This is a genomic window from Desulforegula conservatrix Mb1Pa (assembly GCF_000426225.1).
Lineage (GTDB): Bacteria > Desulfobacterota > Desulfobacteria > Desulfobacterales > Desulforegulaceae > Desulforegula > Desulforegula conservatrix.
Genome location: NZ_AUEY01000031.1, coordinates 1 through 23,295, shown reverse-complemented (window position 1 = coordinate 23,295; position 23,295 = coordinate 1). Strand labels below are relative to the sequence as shown.

At 39.7% G+C, this 23,295-nt stretch carries 16 protein-coding genes and 1 tRNA gene; 8 read left to right on the top strand and 9 right to left on the bottom strand.

Going from position 1 to position 23,295, the window contains the following annotated elements; translation table 11 throughout:
* Positions 1–34: 34 nt before the first annotated feature.
* The 3 genes from K245_RS0112045 (at position 35) to K245_RS24210 (ending at position 3,239) form a co-directional block, all read left to right on the top strand.
* Positions 35–1,780: a YcaO-like family protein gene (locus K245_RS0112045; RefSeq protein WP_027359477.1), complete on the top strand. Its 1,746-nt coding sequence runs from the start codon at positions 35–37 to the stop codon at positions 1,778–1,780.
* 31 nt (positions 1,781–1,811) lie between these two features.
* Positions 1,812–2,015, top strand: coding sequence for a heavy-metal-associated domain-containing protein (locus tag K245_RS0112040; RefSeq protein ID WP_027359476.1), 204 nt, complete (start codon positions 1,812–1,814; stop codon positions 2,013–2,015).
* Positions 2,016–2,633: 618 nt separating this feature from the next.
* The gene (locus K245_RS24210; protein ID WP_051284078.1) at positions 2,634–3,239 is read left to right on the top strand and encodes a putative metalloprotease CJM1_0395 family protein; all 606 of its coding nucleotides are present in this window, start codon (positions 2,634–2,636) and stop codon (positions 3,237–3,239) included.
* Between the two features lie 32 nt (positions 3,240–3,271).
* Here the strand turns inward: K245_RS24210 and K245_RS0112030 are convergent, their stop codons facing one another.
* The 5 genes from K245_RS0112030 to K245_RS0112000 all read right to left on the bottom strand — a co-directional run bounded on the left by K245_RS0112030 (position 3,272) and on the right by K245_RS0112000 (position 11,633).
* Positions 3,272–4,279, bottom strand: a complete 1,008-nt coding sequence (locus tag K245_RS0112030) for a DUF58 domain-containing protein (RefSeq protein WP_027359475.1) — start codon at positions 4,277–4,279, stop codon at positions 3,272–3,274.
* The gene (locus tag K245_RS0112025) at positions 4,246–5,160 is read right to left on the bottom strand and encodes an AAA family ATPase (protein ID WP_027359474.1); all 915 of its coding nucleotides are present in this window, start codon (positions 5,158–5,160) and stop codon (positions 4,246–4,248) included. The genes K245_RS0112030 and K245_RS0112025 overlap by 34 nt, the downstream gene beginning before the upstream one ends.
* A gap of 7 nt (positions 5,161–5,167) precedes the next feature.
* Positions 5,168–8,170, bottom strand: coding sequence for a response regulator (locus tag K245_RS26625; RefSeq protein WP_198013886.1), 3,003 nt, complete (start codon positions 8,168–8,170; stop codon positions 5,168–5,170).
* A gap of 761 nt (positions 8,171–8,931) precedes the next feature.
* Complete coding sequence (locus tag K245_RS0112005; protein WP_035277100.1) at positions 8,932–9,771, bottom strand: HDOD domain-containing protein; 840 nt, start codon at positions 9,769–9,771, stop codon at positions 8,932–8,934.
* A gap of 2 nt (positions 9,772–9,773) precedes the next feature.
* Positions 9,774–11,633 (bottom strand): GspE/PulE family protein, encoded by a 1,860-nt coding sequence (locus K245_RS0112000; protein WP_027359471.1) that lies wholly within the window; start codon positions 11,631–11,633, stop codon positions 9,774–9,776.
* Positions 11,634–12,369: 736 nt separating this feature from the next.
* On the opposite strand from K245_RS0112000, the gene K245_RS24200 reads away from it, so the two are divergent.
* Complete coding sequence (locus K245_RS24200; RefSeq protein ID WP_051284076.1) at positions 12,370–13,344, top strand: tRNA dihydrouridine synthase; 975 nt, start codon at positions 12,370–12,372, stop codon at positions 13,342–13,344.
* Positions 13,345–13,608: 264 nt separating this feature from the next.
* Here K245_RS24200 and K245_RS26620 read toward each other — a convergent pair whose 3' ends face one another.
* Together K245_RS26620 and K245_RS0111980 are read right to left on the bottom strand one after the other, a co-directional pair.
* A complete protein-coding gene (locus K245_RS26620; protein WP_198013885.1) occupies positions 13,609–17,313 on the bottom strand; it encodes a PAS domain S-box protein in 3,705 nt (1,234 codons plus the stop codon).
* Positions 17,314–17,812: 499 nt separating this feature from the next.
* Complete coding sequence (locus tag K245_RS0111980) at positions 17,813–18,085, bottom strand: HU family DNA-binding protein (protein WP_027359469.1); 273 nt, start codon at positions 18,083–18,085, stop codon at positions 17,813–17,815.
* Between the two features lie 332 nt (positions 18,086–18,417).
* On the opposite strand from K245_RS0111980, the gene K245_RS0111975 reads away from it, so the two are divergent.
* From K245_RS0111975 to K245_RS0111965, 3 genes are all read left to right on the top strand, one after another.
* On the top strand, positions 18,418–18,888 hold the full coding sequence (locus tag K245_RS0111975; protein ID WP_027359468.1) for a response regulator: 471 nt from the start codon (positions 18,418–18,420) through the stop codon (positions 18,886–18,888).
* Positions 18,885–20,888, top strand: a complete 2,004-nt coding sequence (locus K245_RS26615; RefSeq protein ID WP_051284074.1) for a hybrid sensor histidine kinase/response regulator — start codon at positions 18,885–18,887, stop codon at positions 20,886–20,888. Before K245_RS0111975 ends, K245_RS26615 begins: the two co-directional genes overlap by 4 nt.
* 175 nt (positions 20,889–21,063) lie before the next feature.
* On the top strand, positions 21,064–21,348 hold the full coding sequence (locus tag K245_RS0111965) for a PxxKW family cysteine-rich protein (protein WP_027359467.1): 285 nt from the start codon (positions 21,064–21,066) through the stop codon (positions 21,346–21,348).
* 127 nt (positions 21,349–21,475) lie between these two features.
* Here K245_RS0111965 and K245_RS0111960 read toward each other — a convergent pair whose 3' ends face one another.
* Positions 21,476–22,630, bottom strand: coding sequence for a M20/M25/M40 family metallo-hydrolase (locus tag K245_RS0111960; RefSeq protein WP_232223821.1), 1,155 nt, complete (start codon positions 22,628–22,630; stop codon positions 21,476–21,478).
* 94 nt (positions 22,631–22,724) lie between these two features.
* Here K245_RS0111960 and K245_RS0111955 point away from each other — a divergent pair.
* A tRNA-Sec gene (locus tag K245_RS0111955) sits at positions 22,725–22,822 on the top strand.
* A gap of 182 nt (positions 22,823–23,004) precedes the next feature.
* Here K245_RS0111955 and K245_RS24185 read toward each other — a convergent pair.
* Positions 23,005–23,295, bottom strand: a 291-nt coding sequence (locus K245_RS24185) for a transposase (RefSeq protein WP_035276808.1), incomplete at its 5' end; no start/stop codon positions are given.

The window sequence follows — 23,295 nt, the reverse complement described above, 5'->3', positions numbered from 1 at the left end:
CAAGAACAGTAAGAAATAGCTGGAGAAACAAAAGATGTCCGGAATCATAGAGCTTTCAGATGCAATAAAACAGTTTACCCTGGATCAGGATAAAATCATGACTCCTGAAGAAACTGTCAGAAATTTCAAGAAAAAAACTGCAAAACTGAATATGCAGATACTTGAATATACGAAAAGAATAGACAACGGACGCCTGGACATCCCCGTTTATTTCAGCGTTTGCGGCAAAGATGCAAGAAAAATAACCGGCACCAACAAGCAGATGGGTAAAGGTGCGACTCCAGTACAGTCAGAAGCAAGCGCTGTAATGGAACTTGCCGAACGTTTCAGCTTCTTCAGCTTCAAAAAGAATCAGGCAAATTTTAAAGACGGCGCTTTTCCTGATTTTGAAAAAATCGCCATTCCATTCGATCTTATTGCTGCATCTGTTCATGAAGATGCTAAAAATGCAGAGGAAGCAAAAGAGTTTTTCAATCTACTGTCTTTTGAATGGACTGAGGGGTATAACATTACAAAAAAAGCTCCAGTATTGGTTCCATTTGACTGGTTTTATGCAATCAATGAATTCAATGGGCCTTCTGCCGGAAATTGCAAGGAAGAAGCCATCATGCAGGGCATAAGTGAAATTATTGAAAGACACGTATGCTCAATAATCAGTGAAAAAAAGCTTTCTGTACCTTTAATAAGGCCTGAATCTGTAAAAGATGAGATAGTCTGCGGCATGCTCGAAAAATACAAAAAAGCTGGCATTGAACTCTTTATTTCAGATTTCTCCCTTGATACCGGCATACCCACAGTAGGTGTTCTTGCTTATGATCCATCAACCTTTCCGGAAAAAAGTGAAATTGTCTGGACAGCGGGAACTGCGCCTGATCCTGTAAAGGCCCTCAGCAGAGCGCTCACTGAAATTGCCCAGCTTGCAGGTGATTTCAACACAGGATCGAATTATCTGGCATCTGGCCTGCCAAAACTTACGAGCCTTGATCAGACTGATTTCATAAGAAAATCAGGAAAATCAGTCGACATTGAAGATCTCCCGGATATTTCAGACAATAACATCAGGATAGAAATTGAAAATGCCATCAGCTGCCTTGACAAACTTGGAATGGAAATCATTCTTATTGAAACGACACACAAAGATCTTGGCATTCCTGCATTTTATACGATAATTCCGGGTGCAAGATTCAGGGAAAGAGCTTTAAACACAACACTTGCCATGTTCTGCGCAAAGCTGATCATTGAAAAATTCCCTGCAGACATGGCTTTGCCAATCATTATGCAGATGGATAAAAAACTTCAGGATCGTTATTATCTTAAATTCTATGCAGGCATGTGTCTTTACACGCTTGAAGAATATGAAGAGGCGCTGGCTTTTTTCAAAAAGGCAATGGAGCTTGGGCCAAACAGTCAGGACGAAGCGAGTATCTATTCATACATGGCTCAGTGCCTCAAAGAACAGGAAAAATATCATGAAGCGCTTGAGATTCTGGAAAAAGGAATGGAAAGTGATGATGAAAGAACAGACATACTCAATCTAATGGGATTCTGTCAGTTCAAACTTAAAAGACATGAAAAAGCCATAGAATCATTTGAAAAACTAATAAAGCTCGATCCATCTTCTGCAATAGATTATGCAAATATTGGCTCCAACTATCGTGAACTTGGAGACAGGGATAATGCAATACGCTACTATAAAAAGGCTCTTGAAATTGACCCTAAAATAACCTTTGCACTTGAAAACATTCTAAAGCTTGGTGGTGATCTATCCGACAATGAATAGTCGGAGTTTATAAGATATAAAGGAAAAATTTATGAACAAAATCACTCTTAAAATACCCAATATTTCATGCGGTCACTGCGTTAATGCAATAAAAAACGAGCTCCTTGATATGAAAGGAATTAAATCAGCCGAAGGAGATCCTTCCCAGAAAACGATGGATATAGAGTTCATTGAGCCTGCGACTGAGGCTGATATACTGAAAGTGTTGAAAGAGATCAATTATCCGGCGCAATAATAACTATATTGGGCAGGTGAAACTCCTGCCCATTATATTGAATGCGAGCATTTACAATTTCAAATCAATTCCAATTCAGATACGCATCAAGCTAAAGGGGCCTCTAACAATTAGATTTTGTGGCTCTGTCTTATTTTCAGTTATGAGCCCCTTCGGCGAGTCGCTTTTTGTAAAAAGCTCCGCAAAAGCTTTATGATTATGTCAGATGCTTGGAAAACAGTACTTTCGATATTTTTGTAAATCACTTTTTTAAAACCAGACAATCATACTGAAAATATTACATAGCCATTTTAGATTGTTGATGTGTGGTAGCCCAAGTGAATCAACAGCTTCACGTTTATAACCTGATTTTTGCGGTATAAATGAGGATTATAGTACGACGCTGACGCAGTTAACGAGCAAAAATGCCTTTTTTAGAGATCGCATTAAGTCAACATCCGGTCAAAGCAATTAAGATTTGGCTCTGTTACCGTAATTATGTATCTACAAATCGTCCTTGAATACATATCAATAATCACTATTATTATGTAAAGCCCCAAATTATTAAAATAAATCTTGAAATCTCTGTCTCGCAGTATCATATTTAACTATATGATTTAACGATTTTAAGGTTCGGCTATGGAAAAAATAAGTACTATATCACCTGAGTATATATTTCTGAATTCGGCTGCCTATTCAAGGCGTATAAACCGAAATTCAGATTCTGTTGCCGGAAGCGATCAAGGGAATAAAGACACCCCCCAGACCACTGAAACCAGCCCTCAGATAGGACTCACAGCAGCACAACTTGCAGTAATTGAAAAACTTCAGTCAAGGGATCATCAGGTAAGAGCACACGAAATGGCTCATGTCTCTGCTGGTGGTCAATATGTCACAAGCGGTGTAAATTTCACATATCAGAAAGGCCCTGATGGGACAATGTATGCTATTGGCGGTGAGGTTGGAATAGATCTTTCACCTATTGCCAATAACCCTCAGGCTACAATAGCGAAGATGATGGTGGTTAGAAATGCAGCGTTGGCTCCTGCAGACCCTTCATCCCAGGATAGAGCAGTTGCCGGAGCAGCCTCAAGAACTATGGGTTTAGCCCAGGCAGAACTTCTTCAAACCCAGACAGCTCCTGAAAAAGAGGGCAAAGACAGCGGGACAAGGGTTAATGGGTCAAAGCTCTATGAAAATACATCTTATTATTCAAAGGGCGAAACCATAGATATTTCTGCCTGAAAATCATCTTAGAGACGTTCATACCTGCTTATTCAGACATAGCCGGCAAGAATCCTCAGACATTCATGCATGTGAGAAGCCCCCCTTGAAGGCGCGATAGTTTTTCCAGGCAAAGTCAAACCATATCTCTTATTTTTCTTTTCTGAATCAATTATAAGATGGGCTATCTTACCAAGCTTTTTTTCATTTGAATCATTTGAAAGAAGCTTCCAGTCAACGATAAATGCTATTGGCGCACTACTGCCCTCAAAATACTTTGTCATAAGGCCATGCCCCTTTGAAAGACTTTTCCACGCTATTCTCTGAATAGGATCTCCAAGTATATAATTCTTTAGCTCACTGAAATCATCGGCTCCTGTTTTTGATTTTTCGGAACCGCCGTTCTCGTTTCCAGACTCAATTGAAACAAAAGGACTTTCATTAGCAACAATTGGTCTTGGATATATTATTATTTCAAGATTCTCAGGAATTATATATGTCCATGTTCTTGTCAAACCAATTGGATAATCACTTGAAATGCTAATATCCCTTATTCTTGTTATTCCCCTTTTCTCAGTTTTGACTCTGATTTTATAAACTGAATACCCTTTTTCAACATTCTGAGCGTTATATTCTCCAAACCCATCCACCTCAAAAACGACATTATTTCTGACCATATCAGGATTATAAACGCTGACAGCTATAACAAGATCATCTCCTGCAAAAACGGGTTTGATCTCAACATCAGAAATTTTAAGACCTCTGAGGTTGCGATGGGTAAGGTGAAATGACATCAGATATATTCCTCCAAGAAGAAAACTCATCATATATCCGAGGTTATTGTGATAATTCACAGATCCAGCAAGCATTACAAGAAGGATGAATAAAAAAAAGAGGCCAAATCCGTTGGGGAAAATATATAAACGTTTTGACAATATGATTACGGGAAAACTATCCTGTTTTCTTTTCAGAATAAATTTTTTCTTTATAAAATTTTTAACGATTAAAGAAAGATTCATATCCCACATTATGGAACATGAACTTCTTTCAGAAGCTCCCATAATTCTGCTGCTGAAAGCTCTTTATATCCCGATGAAGCCCTTAACCTGTGCGCAGCAACAGGAATGATAACCTTTTTTATGTCTTCCGGAAGTCCATAGTCACGGCCGTGGATAAATGCCCATGACTTTGCGGCCCTTATTATCGAAAGACCTGCCCTTGGTGAAAGGCCAGTATAAAATGAAGGAGATCTGCGTGTAAAAACAAGTATATCCTGAACATACTCAATTAAAGCGTCAGATATGAAAACATTATCGACCATTCCCTGAATCCTGAGCACCCTTTCTGTATCCATCAAGGGTTCAAAGGAATCGGCGGCCTTTGAAGTATCTCCTGTTTTAAGAAGACTCATTTCGGCCTTTCTGTCAGGATACCCAATACTTATTCTCATCAAAAACCTGTCAAGCTGGGATTCTGGCAAAGGGAATGTGCCGGCCTGCTCGAGCGGGTTCTGGGTGGCAATCACAAAAAAAGGTTTATCAAGGGTTCTGGAATATCCCTCGACAGTCACCTGTTGCTCCTCCATGGATTCAAGCAGGGCGCTCTGGGTCTTTGGTGTTGATCTGTTTATTTCATCTGATAAAAGAATATTTGTGAAAACAGGGCCTGGATGAAAGGTAAAAGAACCGCTCTGCAGATCAAAAACAGAAATGCCCAGAATATCTCCTGGAAGCATATCATTGGTGCACTGAATTCTCCTGAAATTCAGGCCAAGACATCTTGAAAGGGTTTTGGCAAGTGTGGTTTTACCAATTCCGGGAATATCTTCTATCAGCAGATGGCCCCTAGCAAAAAGGCAGGTAAGACAAAGCTTTATCTCCTCGTCTTTTCCATAAATGACCTGACCGACCTGACTGATTATTTTTTCAAAAATACTGTTCATATTGTCCTCACATCATATGGAAATGATCTCTTTCAAGCCATTTCCCTACAACCAAGGACAGGTCAACGGGCCTGATCGGCTTGACAACATAATCATCCATACCTGAGGCAAGGCATTTCTCCCTGTCACCAGGCATGGCATGAGCCGTAAGCGCTATGACTGGAGTGTCGGCAGCCTTTTTCCTCATGATATTACTCACATCATTATCCAACGGTCCATTTTTCCAGTTTCTTATCATATTTGTTAAAGTATAGCCGTCAAGTTCCGGCATCTGAATATCCATAAGTATGATATCGTATGAACTTTTTTCCAGTTTTGAAACAGCCTCAAGACCACTGCCAGCCACTTCACTGCCGAGTCCCATTTTCTCAAGGAATTTGATTATGACCTGCTGATTGACAGGATTATCCTCAACAACAAGAATCGTTCTGCTCCCAGCATTTTTAAGCTTCGGAATTCTTGAAAAAACAGATTGATCGTCAGCAGACATAAAAGTATATGGTTTGCCGAACATGCCTGCGATACTTTTATAGAGCCTTGCTTTTCGAACCGGCTTCTCAAGGCAGGCATTAAAAACAGAATCCATGTCACTCTTCTGATCTTTGTCAATGGGAGAGGACGTCAGCAAAAGAAGTTTTATCCCCGCAAACCTTTCATCTGACACAATTTTCTTGGCGAGAGTCAACCCATCTGTTTCAGGCATCTGCATGTCCAGGATGGCAAGATCAAAACCATGGCCCATATTAATGGATGATTCTATTTTTTCAAGTGCGTCCACAGCTGATCCGGCACGGCTAACAAGACACTTCCATGTATTAAGCATGCCTTCAAGGACATGAAGGTTTACCGGATTATCATCAACGATAAGAACTCTGAGATCAGTAAGGTCATAAAACACAGACTGTTCGCCTCCTTCATTCACTGCGATGATCTCATCAGAAGGGACTTCACCAAATTTTGCCCGGAACCAAAAAACTGTGCCTCCGCCCTCACGACTTCTGAAACCTATTTCCCCGCCCATCATTTCAACCAGTCTTTTCGAAATGGTCAGACCAAGGCCTGTGCCACCGAATTTTCTTGTGATGGAACCGTCAGCCTGCATAAAAGGGGCAAAGAGGTTTTCGTGCTCTGCTTCATTTATTCCTATACCAGTATCAATAACCTCAAAGCCAATCAGACACTGCCCCATCGTTCTCTCAACAAGCTCAAGCCTGAGCTCGACAAAACCTTTGGGGGTAAATTTAACTGCATTCCCCATAAGATTCAAAAGAATCTGTCTTATCCTCAATGGATCGCCATTAAGAAAAGCAGGTATTCCGGGGTCAATAAGGCAGACTATTTCAACACCTTTTTCCCTTGATCTGATTGAAATAAGACTTGCAACATTTTCAACAAGCTCGTTAATATCAAATGAAATATTTTCAAGCTGTAGTTTCCCTGCCTCTATCTTGGAAACATCAAGTATGTCATTTATGAGTGACAGAAGTGCCTCCGAGCTATTTCTTATTGTTTCGGCAAAATCTCTCTGATCCTTTGTAAGCTCAGTATCGAGAATGAGTTCTGTCATTCCGATAATTCCATTCATCGGAGTTCTTATTTCATGACTCATATTGGCTAAAAATTCGCTTTTTGCCCTATTTGCAGTCTCGGCGGTCTCTTTTGCCTGATGCAGGGTGGCTTCAGCATTTTTAATATCCGTTATATCCATTGCCGAAATAATACCGGCTGGCTTCCCGTTTACAACAATGGAGGTTCCTGCCAGAACCACCCATTTTTCAGTTTTTTGCTTTGTAATGATAAGGCATTCGCTTTGTTTGATTGTGCCGTCACCACTCTGCCTGGCCTGCGCCCTTTTGCTCATGTCATCCACGTAATCAGGGTGAACAATATTCCACAGCGGTCTTATTTGAAAAAGCTCGTCCCGATCATACCCTGTAATTTTTTCCCCGGCAGGATTAACGTAAATCATGACGTCATCCTGATACAAAAAAATACCCATCGGAGAAGTTTCAGCAAGGTTCCTGAATTTTTCGTCGCTTTCGCCCAATGCTTTTTGAACACTCTTTTTTTCTGTTATATCTTCTATCATTCCGTCGATGTAAATATCTGATGAGCCATCGCATCTATTGAGACGGGCACTCATACTGCCCCATATTTCCCGCCCATGCATTGTTTTCAGACGAATATCATCACCGGACGCATTGCCATATCTGAATATTTTCAGTAAAAAATCCTTGCCTTCGGCTGTATCACAGAAAAAATCCTCTAACCGTGAATTGTGGAAATCTGAGTCATCAAGCTCAAGCATACGCTTCATGGCAGGGTTAATCATGACAATAGGGCTTCCGTCGCTGATCGAGCTGCGAAACATGGCAATAGGCATATTCTCTACAAGGGATCTGTATTTTTCTTCCGTATTTCTAAGTTCGTATTCATTCTTCATAAGCCTGATTCTGAGCCAGAGAGTTTCCCTGACCAGGATTCCGGCTTTTCTGCCAGCCATTAAAAGCCCTGATATATAAAGACAAACGATTACTGTTATATAATAATTACTCATTATTGCCGAGTTTACGACCAGAGGCACAGATCCTATAAGTATAAATGAAATCATGAAAAAAAGGTTTGAGGACAAAGTAACTACAGCGGATGAAATCACACCTGCAACTGTCAGACAAGTCATCAGCTGCGACAGAGGCGCTTGTGAAGAGAAAAAGAAAATCCCTGCGATGCCCCAGAAAAAAGAAGTGGAAACTATTCCTACAAGATTTTTCTTTTCATAGCCGCCAACATTTATTTCATTTATTCCTTCGAAAAGAGAATCCTTATAGCATTTAAAACGCCAGAGATTAACAACCAGAAGACCTGCAAACCAGGTCAAAAGCTCTGTCAGTCCATAAAAGGGCTTCTGGAATACTATGAAAGTAACTCCGACAAAAATATTTGCCGCAAAAAGCATCGGCCCATAGGAATAAAGATGTTTTATTCTTTCAATTCTAAATTGAGATTCCAAAACATGGTCTTCCATGAATACAAAAAACTCCGGGGTGAGAAAAAAAATAGAAAAAAGTCCCGCTGAATTTTTGAAAATTCTTAAAGACGCGGGTCAAAGGCTTTTATATAGGAATGACAAGGTCACAAAAGCCCAATTTCAGTCATTCCGGCGAAGGCCTGTCCCTATGAAAACCGGGAGCCGGAATCCAGAAATAATTAAAAATACACGGATGCCGGATCAAGTCAGGCATGATAATGAAGCCATTTTCTTAATTTTTGCGGGCCATCTTAATTTATATCACTGAAAAGTTTTTGAGGAGCTTTTTTCAAAAAAGAGGCTTTACAGTGCAGACGGCCTGCTTTGCACGCTTGGTGAATAGTTGCATATGCTTTTCATAAAGCTTCTGGATTCAATTACTGACAACAAACGCTTTAAATCAGGACAGAAAATTGTCATCAATGAATAACGATGGACGAGACAAAAAGCTCCGTGGTTTAGGTCTCCTGACAAAAAAGCTGCTTCTTTTAAGATTTTACAAATATCTGAACAATACATTAAATATGACAAAGTCGCAAAAAGTCCGGTTGCCGTCATTCCGGCGCAGGCCGGAATCCAGAAGTATTTGATAATACGAAAGATGCCGGGTCAAGTCCGGCATGACACTGATGCCATTTTCCGGATTTTTGCGAGACCATCAAATATAAGAAGCTAAAAAAAACATCCGCCAAGAAATGGATTGAATAGTATTTCACTTAATATCCACCATATTGATGACAGTCTTAAAATAAAAACTTCGCATCTTCAAGCTTAATTTCAAGCTCGGCGATATCTATATCGCCAAGTCCCAGAATCTTTGCCTCGCCGGTCTCTTCAGGTACATATCCGCTGTCAGGAGCAATACCAAGACCGATTTTGTTGCAAACCATATCAACCAGCTTGATTATCGGAAGTAAAATGTTCTTCGAATCTATTTTTTCCTTGTGATGATCCCTCACCACCTCACAATATATCTCTGGCAATGCCCATATCTTCATAAGGGAATATCCGTGAACAAGATGAAGCTCGGCCATAATTCTGTTAAGAGTTTTTAAAGGAGCCTTGATTTCCTCATGCCCGGACAAGACAAGGGAATCAATAACGGTGAGGATGAAAAGTTTCCCAACATCATGAAGCAGACCGGCAGTAAATGCCTGATTTGAAAGATCAGAACACCCGCACTTGTTTGCGACCCACTTTGCTCCGATGGCACATCCGACAGAATGTTTCCAAAGCCTGTTCATGATTTCCTGGATATAAGCATCTTTGGACTGGAAATTGGATTTCTGGGTTATAAGAAGAACAATATTACCAACTTCAGCTGTTCCAAGACGGAAAATTGCCTCCTGGACAGTGGTCACATCTTCCATGCCCTTGTAATATGCCGAATTGGCGACCTTAAGAAGCTGCCCGGTCAAAGACGGATCATTACTTATCATTTTTTTGATAATATGTTGATCAGGCTCTGATTTAGATAGTTCCTGCTGAAGCTTCAGGGCTATCTTATTAAATACAGGAAGAGAAGTTCTGCCTGTACCAATATTTTCATTGATCAGCTGGGTAAGCTGAGCAACCAAATCCATAGTTATGCCCCCCTGATTTTTTGAAGCTCGGAAAAAGGCCTGGTTTTGTTATTCTTTGGAAAAACCCTGGCAATCTCATCTATAGTGGTCTGACCATCACCTGCCCAGATTATAGCGTCCTCAACAAGATTAATAAAGCCCGGCGTGGCCGTAATATATCTTTTTAAAGCATAGGATGATCTAACTTCGCAGATGGCATCCCTCAATCTTTCATCTGCAATCAAAAGTTCTGTTGCAATCAGCTGGCCATTATAGCCGGTATTGCCGCAGGCCTTGCATCCAACTCCCTTCATAGGCTTAAGACCGGCAAGATCGTTTGGACTCAGGCCAATCTTCCTGACAAGTTCTATCTGCAAAGATATTGGAGTAACGCAAATAGGACATATGCGTCTCATTACTTTCTGCACAATTACTCCGGACAGGGAAGAAGCAAGGAGAGATGCGGTTCCGGAATCCATGAAAAAATGGAGAGCCTCGGTTATACCTGTGCATCTCTGGGTCGCTATGGTTTGAATGCCTTTTGCGACTGAATCAAGCAACGCAAAGCAGGCTTTCCCAGGAGTAACTCCTGATATGCCCATAATGTCAGGAGCAAAATCTGAAATTGCCTTAATTTGATGCTCATATCCAATTGGGTCTGCTTGAAAAAATGCGGCATCATCCAGATAAAAAGAAGGTTTATCCTCAAGCACGGCTATTCTTGAATCAGGTTGGGTTCTCTTTTTATGCTTCAAAAGAGAAAAAAGGAGTGAGGTTTTGGCAGACGATTCTGTTCCGCAGATCAAAAAAAGCCCCAGATTATTATCGACAATATCATTTCTCAGACGCTCCGCAACATATTTGCTGATTGGCATGTCAATCAGGCTAACGGGATCTGCCTCCTGTTTTCTTAAACTGATTATTGCGGAATCACCAAATCTTGTATGAAGTATTCTTCCTGATAAAACAAACAGCCCTTTTTCATGATGAAACTCATGGCTGATTTTTAAGCCATCCGCCTCAAAATCATCGAGACATGATTCGCGAATATAATTAAAGAGTGATGATTTGATCTGTGGAGGCAGTTCCTGATGTTTCCTTACAGCACAGTGTTGCCTGAATTTGATTAATAGCCTGTCTCTCATAGGCTCTATATAAATATCTGTAACGCCTTCTCGTTCTATGGCTTCAGAAATAATTGACTGGAAAGTACCCTTGCCAACCGACACTGACCCTGTAAAAATTGTTCCTGACTGAACAAAGGATTTATATCTTGAAATAAAATTATGGATAAAATCAGAGCGTACAAGAACAGGCGACAGGTCTTCGCCAAAAAATTCTTTTGCCGCATCAAGACAATTAGGCTCAGACGGGTCAGTAAATCCAACAGTAATTATTTTTCCGTCAATGGATACTGGAAAAAACCTGTGAGTCTCATACCATTCAGGCCTGCATTTGGTTATGAGTTCAGGAGGAATTGAATCAAAATCAGGTTCCATGTACTGATATCCAAGTTCAAGAGCCTTGGACTGGGCAAACTCAAATTCCGAAATATTTTCATAGCCGCTTACGAGACTTACTGCGATCTTATTCTCACGTTCCTTTTTCTGGACTTCGATTGCGGACTCAAGCTGCTGCTGTGAAATATATCCAAGTTCTACAAGAAGATTTCCAAGCCTTGTTGAAACCCTCTTTTTCTGTACAGCATTCCAGATATCATCATCTGTTATATACTGAAGCTTTTTCAGCACATCCAGCAGCTTGTACTCACCTTTAAGTTTGGACAATACCCTCTCAGCATAATGGACCTTCTCATCTGTCAAAATCCCTTCGCCAACAAGGGCTGAAATAATTTCGTTATACTTTCCGTGAAGCTCGCTCATACTGAATATCCCAAAGAAGAAATCTGAAGAAAACAAATGAAAGCATAGACATGCCAAGCTGATCGGTTTTTTAAATTCCATATCAGGCTTTAGCGCATACTTCAATAGTCTTGGAAGCCAAAAAGCGGCAATTGCCGATGAAAAAAGACCGTTTTACTCAGCTTGACTTAAGAGCCAACTGCCAATCATCAACCATCAGCCACAGTCAAATCAGGTGATTGCTTACTTCATCTTATGGAACTATAGCTCAGACAGAATCTATCCGCCTTTTTCTGCTTCATCAAGACTTCAATCAAGATGGTCTCTCAAAAAGTCCGATTACCGTCATTCCTGCGGAGCCTGTCCCAGTGAAAACCGGAAGCCGAAATCCAGAAGTATCTGAAAATACAAAGATGGAGGATCGACTCCGGCATGACGCCGACGCATTTTTTTGACTTTTTGCGACCTTGTCAATCAATATGCAAATATTAATGTGGCTCTGTCTTATTTTCAGCTTGAGCGCCTTCGGCGAGTCGCTTTTGTAAAAAGCTCCGCAAAAACTTTATGATTATGTCAGATGCTTGGAAAACAATACTTTCGATATTTTTGTAAATCACTTTTTTCAGACCAGACAATCATACTGAAAATAGTACATAGCCATTAATATTAATTGATCTTTTTAACCGTTTAAAATACTGCCCATAATATCAGCCAGTTTTTATGCCATGTTCATTTTATGATTTTGTCAGGAGGAAGTTTGTTTTTTTATCTTGCGCCTATACAAGGCATTACTGACAGTAGTTTCAGGAATATTTACTGCTCCAGCTTCGCTGGTATTGATTGCTGCATGGCACCTTTTGTGAGTGCTGTCGCTGAGGAAAAAGTCAGCAGAAAACTTTTTAAGGATATTCTTCCTGAAAACAACGCAGGGAACAAGGTGATCCCACAGATACTTGGTAATTCAGCCACATCTATCATCGGAACGGCTAATGCCATGAAGGAATTGGGTTATGAAGAAGCTAACCTTAACCTTGGCTGCCCATATCCCATGGTTACTAAAAAAAACCGGGGAGCAGGTCTTCTGAGGGATACTGACAATCTTGACCGGCTTCTTGATGATATTTTTACGAAAATTAATATCCGTCTTTCCATAAAAACCAGGATAGGTTTTGAAAATCCCTCTGAAATACTTAAGCTTGTAGAAATTTATAATCGTTATCCAATGTCAGAACTTATAATTCATCCGAGGGTAGCAAGTCAGATGTACTCGGGCAGGGCAAGCATTGATGCCTTTATTAAGGTTGTTGAGCTTTCCGGTCACAAGCTTGTTTATAATGGAGACATCTGCGGTCGTTCTTTTTTCAATGATCTCAAAATCAAAATTCCTGATATTGACAGATGGATGATCGGACGAGCAGCCATATCCAATCCTTTTCTCCCAGAAATGATCCTGAATAATTCGCCTGTTCCTGAAAACGCCCAAAAAAGATTTTTCAGATTTCATGATGAGCTTTACACGGCTTACAGTGAAAAATTTCATGGGCCGGCTCATCTACTGGACAAAATGAAGGGTTTATGGAGATATTTCTGCATTTCATTAAAAAACGGTTCGGAGATATGTAAAAAAATCAATAAACTGAAAAATATCACCCAATATATTGAAACTTTGAAAGACCTGAAAAGTTCAGGAGTTGATTTTATTGAACTTAACTCTCCACTGCATTTAAAATAGACAAGGTCGCAAAAAGTCAAAAAAATCGGCGGCGTCATGCCGGACTCGATCCGGCATCTTTGTATTTTCAAACACTTCTGGATTCCGGCTCCCGGTTTTCACCGGGACAGGCTCCGCAGGAATGATGGCAATCGGACTTTTTGCAAGTCCATCAAAATAGAAAAACCATTAAAATGATCATTGTGCCAATTCCCGGTTGAATTGGATCATTAACCAGATACCCAATAGATGCCCACATGCTTTCCCAGGATCATGAAACCGAATTCAATATGCGCCCTTCAGTTCAATAAAAAATATAGAACCATCCTTACCAGGCTCCGCCCAGACCTTTCCTCCGTGCATCTCAATTATTTTTTTAACAACTGTAAGCCCTAAGCCCTCTCCGGATACTGGTCCTGACGGCGACAATCTGTAAAACATGGTCCATATTTTATCCTTCTGGCCTTCACTTATTCCAATTCCGGTGTCTTCAACAGTATAAATATTTTTGTCTTCTTTTCTGAAACCTGAAATAATTATTTCAAGCTTTTTTTCAGGATTCTGATATTTCAAAGCATTATCAATAATGTTTGAGAAAGCTTGATTAAGCTGGGATATATCTCCTTTACACTCAGGAAGCTTATGACAGGTGATTTTAGCCCCTGATTCCTGGATCTGAAATGCCATTGTCTGCAATATATTCTCTATCATGACATTCATGTCTATAGTCTCTGAAATCAGTGGACGCCTTCCAATTCTTGCGACCTGCAACAAACCTTTTATAAGCGTGTCCATTTTTGATGCACTTATTTTTATATAATTGGTCGCATTAGGAATTTTTGATTCAATTATCTCAATACATTTTTCTTTATCTGATTCTATTTTTATCAGACGGGAAAGCTCGTCCGTAAGTTTTTCAATTCTAATACTGAATCCCTGAATATTTACCAATGGCGCTCTGAGATCATGGGACGCCGCGTAAACAATTCCCTCAAGCTCAGTATTCTTCTGACTGATTTCATAAAGAAGATGTTCTCTTTCCGATTCATTTTTTTTCCTTTCGGTTATGTCTTCTATTGTTCCGACAAAACCGTTCAGGAAACCATCTTCCTTTATTATTGGCGTAGCCTTAATCATTATATTTTTCATCTTCCCATCAGGTCGGACGAATCTGAATACAGTTTCTGTATCACATATCGAGCGGATCGAATTATCCAGAACACTATTAATCAGGGCAGCATCGTCATGATAGACATACCTTATCCACCCATTTCCAAGTGTTTCTTCTGCTGTGACACCTGTAATTTCAATCCATTTTCTGTTCGTGAGAATAATTTCGCCAATTTCATTGGCCAGAAAAATCCCAACAGGGGCCATTTCACTTAGAGTCCTGAAAAGCTCCTCCCTCATGCGGATTTCATCTTCAGTATTTTTTCTTGCCGTAATATCTCTGGCCGCTGCATATATTGTATTTCCCGAGGGATAGGATCTCCATTCTATCCACTTATATGATCCGTCACTACATCTGTATCTGTTTACAAAATCAACGACTTTTTTTGATGTGACAAGCTTTGAAACTGCTTCTTTGGTGCTCACGATATCTTCAGGATGAACAAAATCCCAGAATGATTTTCCGATCAGGTGTTCCATCGAATATCCGAGGGTAATAGTCCACTGAGGGTTAAGCCTCTTAAAATGGCCGTCAAATCCTGCTATGCAAAGGAGATCCAGGCTATTTGAAAAGAACTTGTCCAATTCTTCATTTTTCTCAAGCAGCGCTTTTTGGATCAGCCATTTTTCAGTGATATTTTCAACAACTGCGCAACCAAAAGCTATTTCGTTTATTGAATTCATTATCGGAAGAGCTACAAATGAAACCCTGATACATAAACCGCTGGTTGTGGTGACATAATCACCTTCATAATAAGCTTTTTCTCCGAGCATGGCTTTTTCAAGTACAGGCATCACTCTTTGGTCTTTGAGTTTTCTTAATGCCAACCCTATCATTCTTTCTTTTGGTGCGCCTATGGTGAGTGCGAACTGTTCATTGCAGTCAATAATCTCAAATTGGTGATTATAAAGAAAAACACCCATACCTGATTGTTCAAAAAGAGCCCTGTATTTTTCTTCATTGATTTTTAGTCTGTCCTCCATTTCCTTTCTTGATGTAATATCAGGAAAAACAACAAGCGCGGCAACGACTTTGCCTTTTTCGTCGTATATTGGAGTCCCGTTAATAATGCACCATGCAACCTCTCCATTTTTCTTTATTACCCTGCGCTCCTCATTGATTATCTTTTCACCATGCAAAGCCCTGAACAAAGGAGTGCCATCATCAGTGTCTAACTGGCTGCCATTCCGGTCATATGTTTTCAGCATTTTGTTTAATTCTATGACATAATCATGCTTCTTTAAAGAATCCACAGCGTCTTCGTCATTAAAACCTAAAAATCTGAAAGCCGATTTATTTGTAAGTTTAACCCTGTTATCCCCTGAAGTGATAAGAATCATACCTGCCGGGTTCTGATCAAAAGCAGCTTCCAATAGCAATCTGGTTCGAGACAACTCTTTCTCTGCTGTTTTTGCATTTGTTATGTCATCATATATACAAAGAATTCCGGTAATGGAATTGTCTTCGGCTATTATTGGGATCCTGCATATATCAATCCATTTTGAATCACCATTGGGCAGACAGGTTTCAACTTTTTCATGCAGGACAGGCTTACCGGTCAGGAGTATATTTTTTTCGATCTGTTCAGAGTCTGATATATCAAACAAGAGTTCTATTTCTGAATTTTTCATCAGGAGAATTTCATCAGGAGATTCTAAATTAGCTGAGACTGCAAACGAATAATTGCAGCCAAGATAAGTCAGTTCCACATCTTTCCAGCATATGCCCTGGGGAATAGAGTCGATTATTGACCTGATAAGACTTTTTGCCCGTAAATTTTCAGCAGCTTTCCGATATTCGAATTCATCTTTTTTGTGCATTCCTGAAAGAACACTTTTTATGTAAAAAAAGAACAATAAAAATCCTGTAATTCCAAGAAGACTGATCAGCAAAAACTTCTTCTGCATATGAGATGAAACATTTGCCGAGGTCGATGAAAAAGTAAAAATATACTTTTTATCAGCAAAGATAACTTCGTGGGTATGGGTCAGTTCACCTGAATTGTAAAATGAAGAGGATTGATAAGATCTTTTAGAGTATGTCCCATGAGCTGATTTTGAATTATTATCGGCATCATTTTGGGGATCAATCTCAGTGAACGAAAATAAAAGTCCTTCCTGGTCTGCGTGGATTTTAGCCGATTTTATAATATCTTCTATTTTTATAATAAAATACAGAAGACCTTTTGCGGACAGGTTTTCATCAGAGTTTTTGTTTGTTTTATAGACAGGAGAGAAAATATTTAAGCCGTTTTCACCATGAATTTTTTGAGGTTCATTCATCCTGAAAATGCTGCCGGAGGATGTTTGCCCGGACGATATTGCCTTTTCAATCAATTTTGCGAGATCTGCTCTGCTTCCAAGATCCAAACCAACCTTGCCCTGATTCGGGGTAAGGCCTTCTGAGTAAAAAACGGGATAGTATTTTTGTCTTATTTTGGCAGGAGCATATTCTCCTGTTGAGCTAATCTCACTTAAAATAAAATCATTGAGGCCATATTCCAGGGCTTTTCTTTCAAAAAGTTCTTTATTCCTAATATCTATTTCAGGGATCCAAGAGGCTGAAATGATATTCTGATTTTCCGTTATCATAGGACCAATGAACTTCATAAATTCTTCTTTTGTTACGGACTCAGAAGACTCAAAAAACCTTTTTGACGATCCTATTGCATCATTTATTTTTGATATTTCATAATCAATCAAGTTTTCAGCAATCCATGCACTATTTAAAAACAGATGGGAATAATCATCGAGGGAATCTTTTTTGAAATCCTGGTATAAAAAAATTAAAACTGCGCTCCAAATAATACCTGCTGTCATATGAAGCCAAATTTTTTTGGCTGAATATATCGCCTTGGATATAATTCTTTTATTGTCCATTCTGCACCACTGATATTTTGAGTTTCGCCGGAATCATATGCCAAAATCATCTAAATGAATGGTTAACTTTTGCCCCGGCAAGCCGCTTAAAAAAAATCCACAAAAATGATTAGGAAATAAGACATAAGAACATGATTGTCCGCAAAAAGTCAAAAAGGGTTCGGCATCATGCCGGACTTGATCAGGTATCTTTGTATTTTAAGATACTTCCTGATTCCGGCCTTCGCCATAATGACAGTAATCGGACTTTTTGCGACTTTGCCAAAACATGATTTCTATGGGAACCTGGGATGCGGTCAATTGATATTTATATAGACAGGGATTTGAAAATATATGCAAACAAAAAAAGAAGGGAAAAGTCCCTTCTTAATTTGGAATACGATAATTACGGGAAAGAAATGTATGAAGTGAAATTCCTCCACTTCATAGGATGCTATCTCTATCCGCCAATTGCGTCTTTAAGATTTTTGCCTGCAATAAACTTAGGGACTTTTTTCCCTGCAATTTCCATTTCTGCTCCTGTCTGCGGGTTTCTGCCTTTTCTCGCCTGACGCTCAACCGTTTTGAAAGTGCCAAAGCCTACCAGGGTAACAGCATCGCCACTTGTAAGCGCCGATGTGATAGCCTGAAGAACCGCATCAACTGCAGCCTGGGCATCTTTTTTTGTACTAAGAACTTTGGCAACTTCATTAACAAGGTCCCCTTTATTCATGGCTCTTCCTCCTTCTTAGGAATATCTATATTGTGGGATTTTTTCTGAATTACTTTAACACTAAAATGCAATATACAGCAAATAAGACAAGCCGGTTTTAACCCCGGAAAAATTGATAAGTTATAGCATTAGGTAAGGAATTACTGAATTAATGGGTGGGCTGTCAAGATTTTTTGGAGTCTGGTGATGGGCAGCCTGAATTTTTTGCATTTTATCAATGGAAATAGACTGCTATTACATGCTATATTTAACCTAAAAAATATAATTATAGCAGATAGATACTCTTTATAAATCAATCTGATCCCTGAAATTATTCAATCCAGCGAGGAAATATGTCCGATTCTGATTATAAAAACGAAGTGACTATTCTCATTGCAGAAGATGACGATGGACATGCGGAGCTAATTAATGAACATCTGGTTGATGCTGGTGTAATGAACAGGCAAATCAGATTCAAAGACGGCAAGGAAGTCTGGGATTTTATTTCGGGTGAAAATCAGAACGAAAAAATGGATAAAAACAAGCCTTTCCTTCTTCTTCTTGATATCAGAATGCCAAGGCTGGACGGGATCGAAGTGCTTAAACGAATCAAGTCTGACCAGAATTTAAAAAAAATTCCGGTAATAATGCTGACAACCACTGACGATCCAGTCGAAATAGAAGAATGTTACAGACTAGGCTGTAATTTCTATATTACCAAACCAGTCGATTTTATAAAATTTTCCGAAATCTTAAGACGGCTTGGATTGTTTATCATGGTTATAGAAGTGGCTGGAATAAATAACGGCGGGGAAACCCAATGAACAATCATTCTATTTACAATAAAGAAATACTGGTTGTTGAAGATGACCCAGGGATAGCGGATCTCATGCTTGAATCATTATCAACGATGGGATTGAATGTAACCCACATTGACTGCGGAACAGCGGCTATAGAAAGAATAAAGTCCAACTATCCGACCCTGATGATACTTGATTATTCACTTCCTGACATGACAGCCGGAGACCTCGTCGATGAAATCCATAAACAATTTGATGATGTACCTCCGTTCATAGTTACTACCGGAGCTGGAGATGAAAAAATTGCTGTTGAAATGATGAAAAAAAACGCGAGGGATTACATCATAAAGGATTATTTGTTTTTTGATATGCTTCCTGCCGTAACAACGAGGGTTCTGAAGGAGATAGAGAATGAAAATACTCTTATAGAAATGAGGGTTGAAATCAAGGAAAGGGAAAATCTCCTTAAAACTGTTTTTGAAGCAGCAACCGGAATTGCCTTTATCATTAGTGATTTAACAGACTCTTCTCATAATATAATAGACCTCAGCCTTGGGGCAGAAATCATTTTTGGTTATAGCAGATCAGAAATGATAGGTATGCCTGTCTCAAAATTATACAGTCATCAGGAATGCAAATCCGGCAAAAATTTGATTTACGAAAAGCTGTATTCGAACAACCAGGGGAAAGAACGCAAAATTGAAATCTCAATGGCCAGAAAATCAGGAGAAAACGTCCCGTGTCTTCTGACAAGCTATCCCTTATATGACCACTCCGGGGAGGTCTATGCAAGACTTGATGTTGTAATAGACATAATTGAAAAGAAAAAGGAGGAAGCTGACAGACAAAAGCTTGAGATAAGAATCCAGAACATGCAAAAGCTTGAAAGCTTAGGCGTCCTAGCCGGAGGGATAGCGCATGATTTCAATAATCTTCTGATGGCAATCATTGGTCATGCAGGACTTGCAATGGCAAAGCTGCCAGCAGATTCTCATATTATGAAAAATCTCCTTGAAATTGAAAAAGCTTCGTTGCGGGCAGGTGAGCTATGTAATCAGATGCTTGCTTACGCCGGTAAGGGCAAGATGGTTGCTCATGCCTTAAATCTTAGCAACACTGTAAGTGATATGGCAATGATGATAGATGCAGCTGTTTCAAAAAAAATAAGGGTTATTCACGATTTAAACGAGAGCAGCGCCATAATTGACGCTGATTCAAGTCAAATTAAACAGATTATCATGAATCTGGTGGTAAATTCATCCGAGGCGATTGGCGACTCACCAGGACTGATATGCATAGAAGTTGGAACCGTAGAACTGGCAATCATGGATCTTGAGGATATTTGGCTTGGAGACACGATCGCTCCGGGAGAATATGTATATCTCAAGATTAATGACAATGGCTGCGGCATGGATGAAGATACGAAAAAACGAATCTTTGATCCTTTTTTTTCAACAAAATTTGCAGGGCGGGGACTGGGGCTGGCTGCTTTATTAGGAATTGTGAAGGCTCACAATGGGGGAATAAAATTAATAAGCGAAGTTAATAAAGGGACGACTGTTATAATATATTTCCCCAAATACATTGACATAACAGATGATAAGGGCAACTCAAGGCAGGCTCATCTGCTCCATAAAGCCGGAAAAGGTATGGTTCTACTTGTGGATGATGACGAAAACGTTCTGGCTGTCGCCAAAGAAATGCTTGAAACAATAGGCTTCAGAGTAATTACAGCCTGTGATGGCCGAGAGGCAATAGATTTGTTTAGTAATTTCAAGGATGAAATCCAATGTATTCTGCTGGATCACGCAATGCCGAAGATGGACGGTGCAGAAGCTTTTGAAAGAATTAAAAATATTAAAAAAGATGCCGTGGTTGTTCTTTCAAGCGGGTATTCGGAATACGAACTTGAAGCAAAATTCAAAAACACCGGCTACTCAGGTTTTATCCAGAAACCTTACAGGCTTTCAGATCTTGCCAGCAGAATTTTGAAGATCACCGCAAAAAACGGTGCAAGCATTTAATCTTGATACTAAAACTCTATAATATTCTTAATTTATCATATTATAAATATTAGACACAAATAATTCCAAGCAATTTAATTTGACAAAATAAATCAATTTAAATATATTTATAAAGTTTGTTTGTATAGATTTCACCCTGTGGTGATGAAAATAGCTTAATTAAAGAGGTGTCGAAATGATTTGCACTACCGTAAGACAAAATGAAGAATGCATGTTTATGACAAAAAACGGCTGTTCCTATAAAGATGGTTCATGCCTCTCTGTTATAGATAAATGTGAAGGATGCGCTAAAATTTCAGAATATCCGACCGGAAGATTCTGCTCTGTAAGTCCTGATCCTGAAAGTAAATGGAAAATAGGATCATGCAATATGGGTACACATATTGTAACAGAAAGCACTGATAAGGGCCAGGGCAAGAAAGTCAACCCTCTCAAGGCTTCAAAGCGCGGCGGGAAATAAGTTCGCCAAAGAATTACTTCTTTTTTTTATATCAAAACTGGCAGGTCATGTACCTGCCAGTTTTTTATTTTTTCAATTTCATTAAACCACGTCGTCAGTCATGACCCTTTTCCATAATTACTCATAATCAATACAAGGGCTCACCTGATGAATGTATTTTCAACACCTCAATAATTAATTCTGCGGCCGAGACCATGTCAGATATACTAACATTTTCTGAGGTGGTGTGCAGATCCTTCATGCCTGTACCTATGACTCCTGCTGCTATACCCTTTTCAAAAAAAATATTGGCATCAGATCCGCCTCCAACAGTGACAGTATCCATACTTCTATTCTGATTATACGCAGCCTTCTGAACCAGTTTTACGACACGATGATCATGTTTGATATCTGTATTAGGGAAATCTCTTATCAATTCTTTCTCAAAAAACGGAAAATCCGGATCAGGAGATGAATCTCTTGCTGTCTTAACAGATCTTTCAAATGCACTAACTATTTCAAGAGTCACTTCTTCAAGCCTTGCGAGATTGTGGCTTCTGACCTCACCTTCAATCAATGCTAGGTCAGGAATAATATTGGTGGCGGTTCCAGCATGAAAAATACCGATGTTACATGTTGTTTCATCATCAATTCTTCCAAGCTTAATTGCAGAAATAGCAGAAGAGGCGACCTGGATCGCACTTAACCCTTTTTCAGGCTGGGCGCCAGCATGTGCCGCCTTGCCATATATCCTGAATGTAAAACGGTTCGCGGCCGGGGCCTTTGTCACGATTCCTTCAACATCAGTCGAGTCCAGAATTAAGCCGAACCTGCTTCTGAGCTTTGAAATATCAAGTGCCTTAGCCCCAAGGAGTCCTTTTTCCTCACAGGTGGTCAAAACAACTTCCACCGGACAAATCTTAAGATTTTTCTCCCTGACAGTCCTCATAACTTCAATAATAATAGCAATAGCACTCTTATCATCAGCTCCAAGGATTGTTTCTCCGGCGCTTACATAAACACCATCCCTTAAAACCGGATTTATCCCCCTGCCCGGCTCAACTGTATCCATATGGCCGCTAAGCATAATTGGTTCAGCATCAACATCTCCCATGAAAAAAGCTATGAGATTACCTGTCTGGCTGCCGGTTTTTTCTCTTGTCTCATCGACGTACACCTGGGCGCCAAGTTCTGAAAAAATGGTCTGAAGCCTTAAACAGACAGCTCCCTCTTCCATTGAAGGGCTGTCGATAACAACAAGTTCTTCAAAGACCCTGCACAATCTTTCTGCATTTATCATCATTCACCTTTATGAGTCATAAAAAACTAAAATGAATTGACAAAAAAAGGAAATAACCTTAATAGCCACTTCTTAAGGATATCCATACTTCTCATATGGAAGTGCACAGCTCACTGGTGGGGCTCCCGGACTTCAAATCCGGTGTGGGGCGTTAAAACCGTCCCGGGTGGGTTCGATTCCCATGCACTTCCGCCATTATTAGTATAAATTTTAAATAGTTATATAATAAAAGCCATTCATTATCAGCTACCCAAAGTACACCATTTTTTTCTCAAAGAAAAGATATTATGCTCTTTATGCCTATCAATTAGCCGTGGCAGTGGCTGTTCAAGAAAAAAGCAAGGGATGATTTAGACTTCAAACAATATTTTTTCTGATTACCACTCTGCTTCAGCCATAGAAAGCATGGTTGATGGCATGGGTGGAGTCCTAAGAGCAACATAAATCAGTCTGTGAATCATGGACGGCAGATCATATCGGCGATTGAATCTGTACTGAAATTCTGCCAGGTACCGCGGAACATGCTTGCGATTAATTGCATGATAAGTACCTTTGAGCGCATTTTTTAAGTTACCAAGTATTATATTGACCCATTTGAAGGATGGATGCTCTACAGCTGCTTTACCACCTCCAGTAACATGGGGTTCGTGCTGGAAACCAGCGAGCTC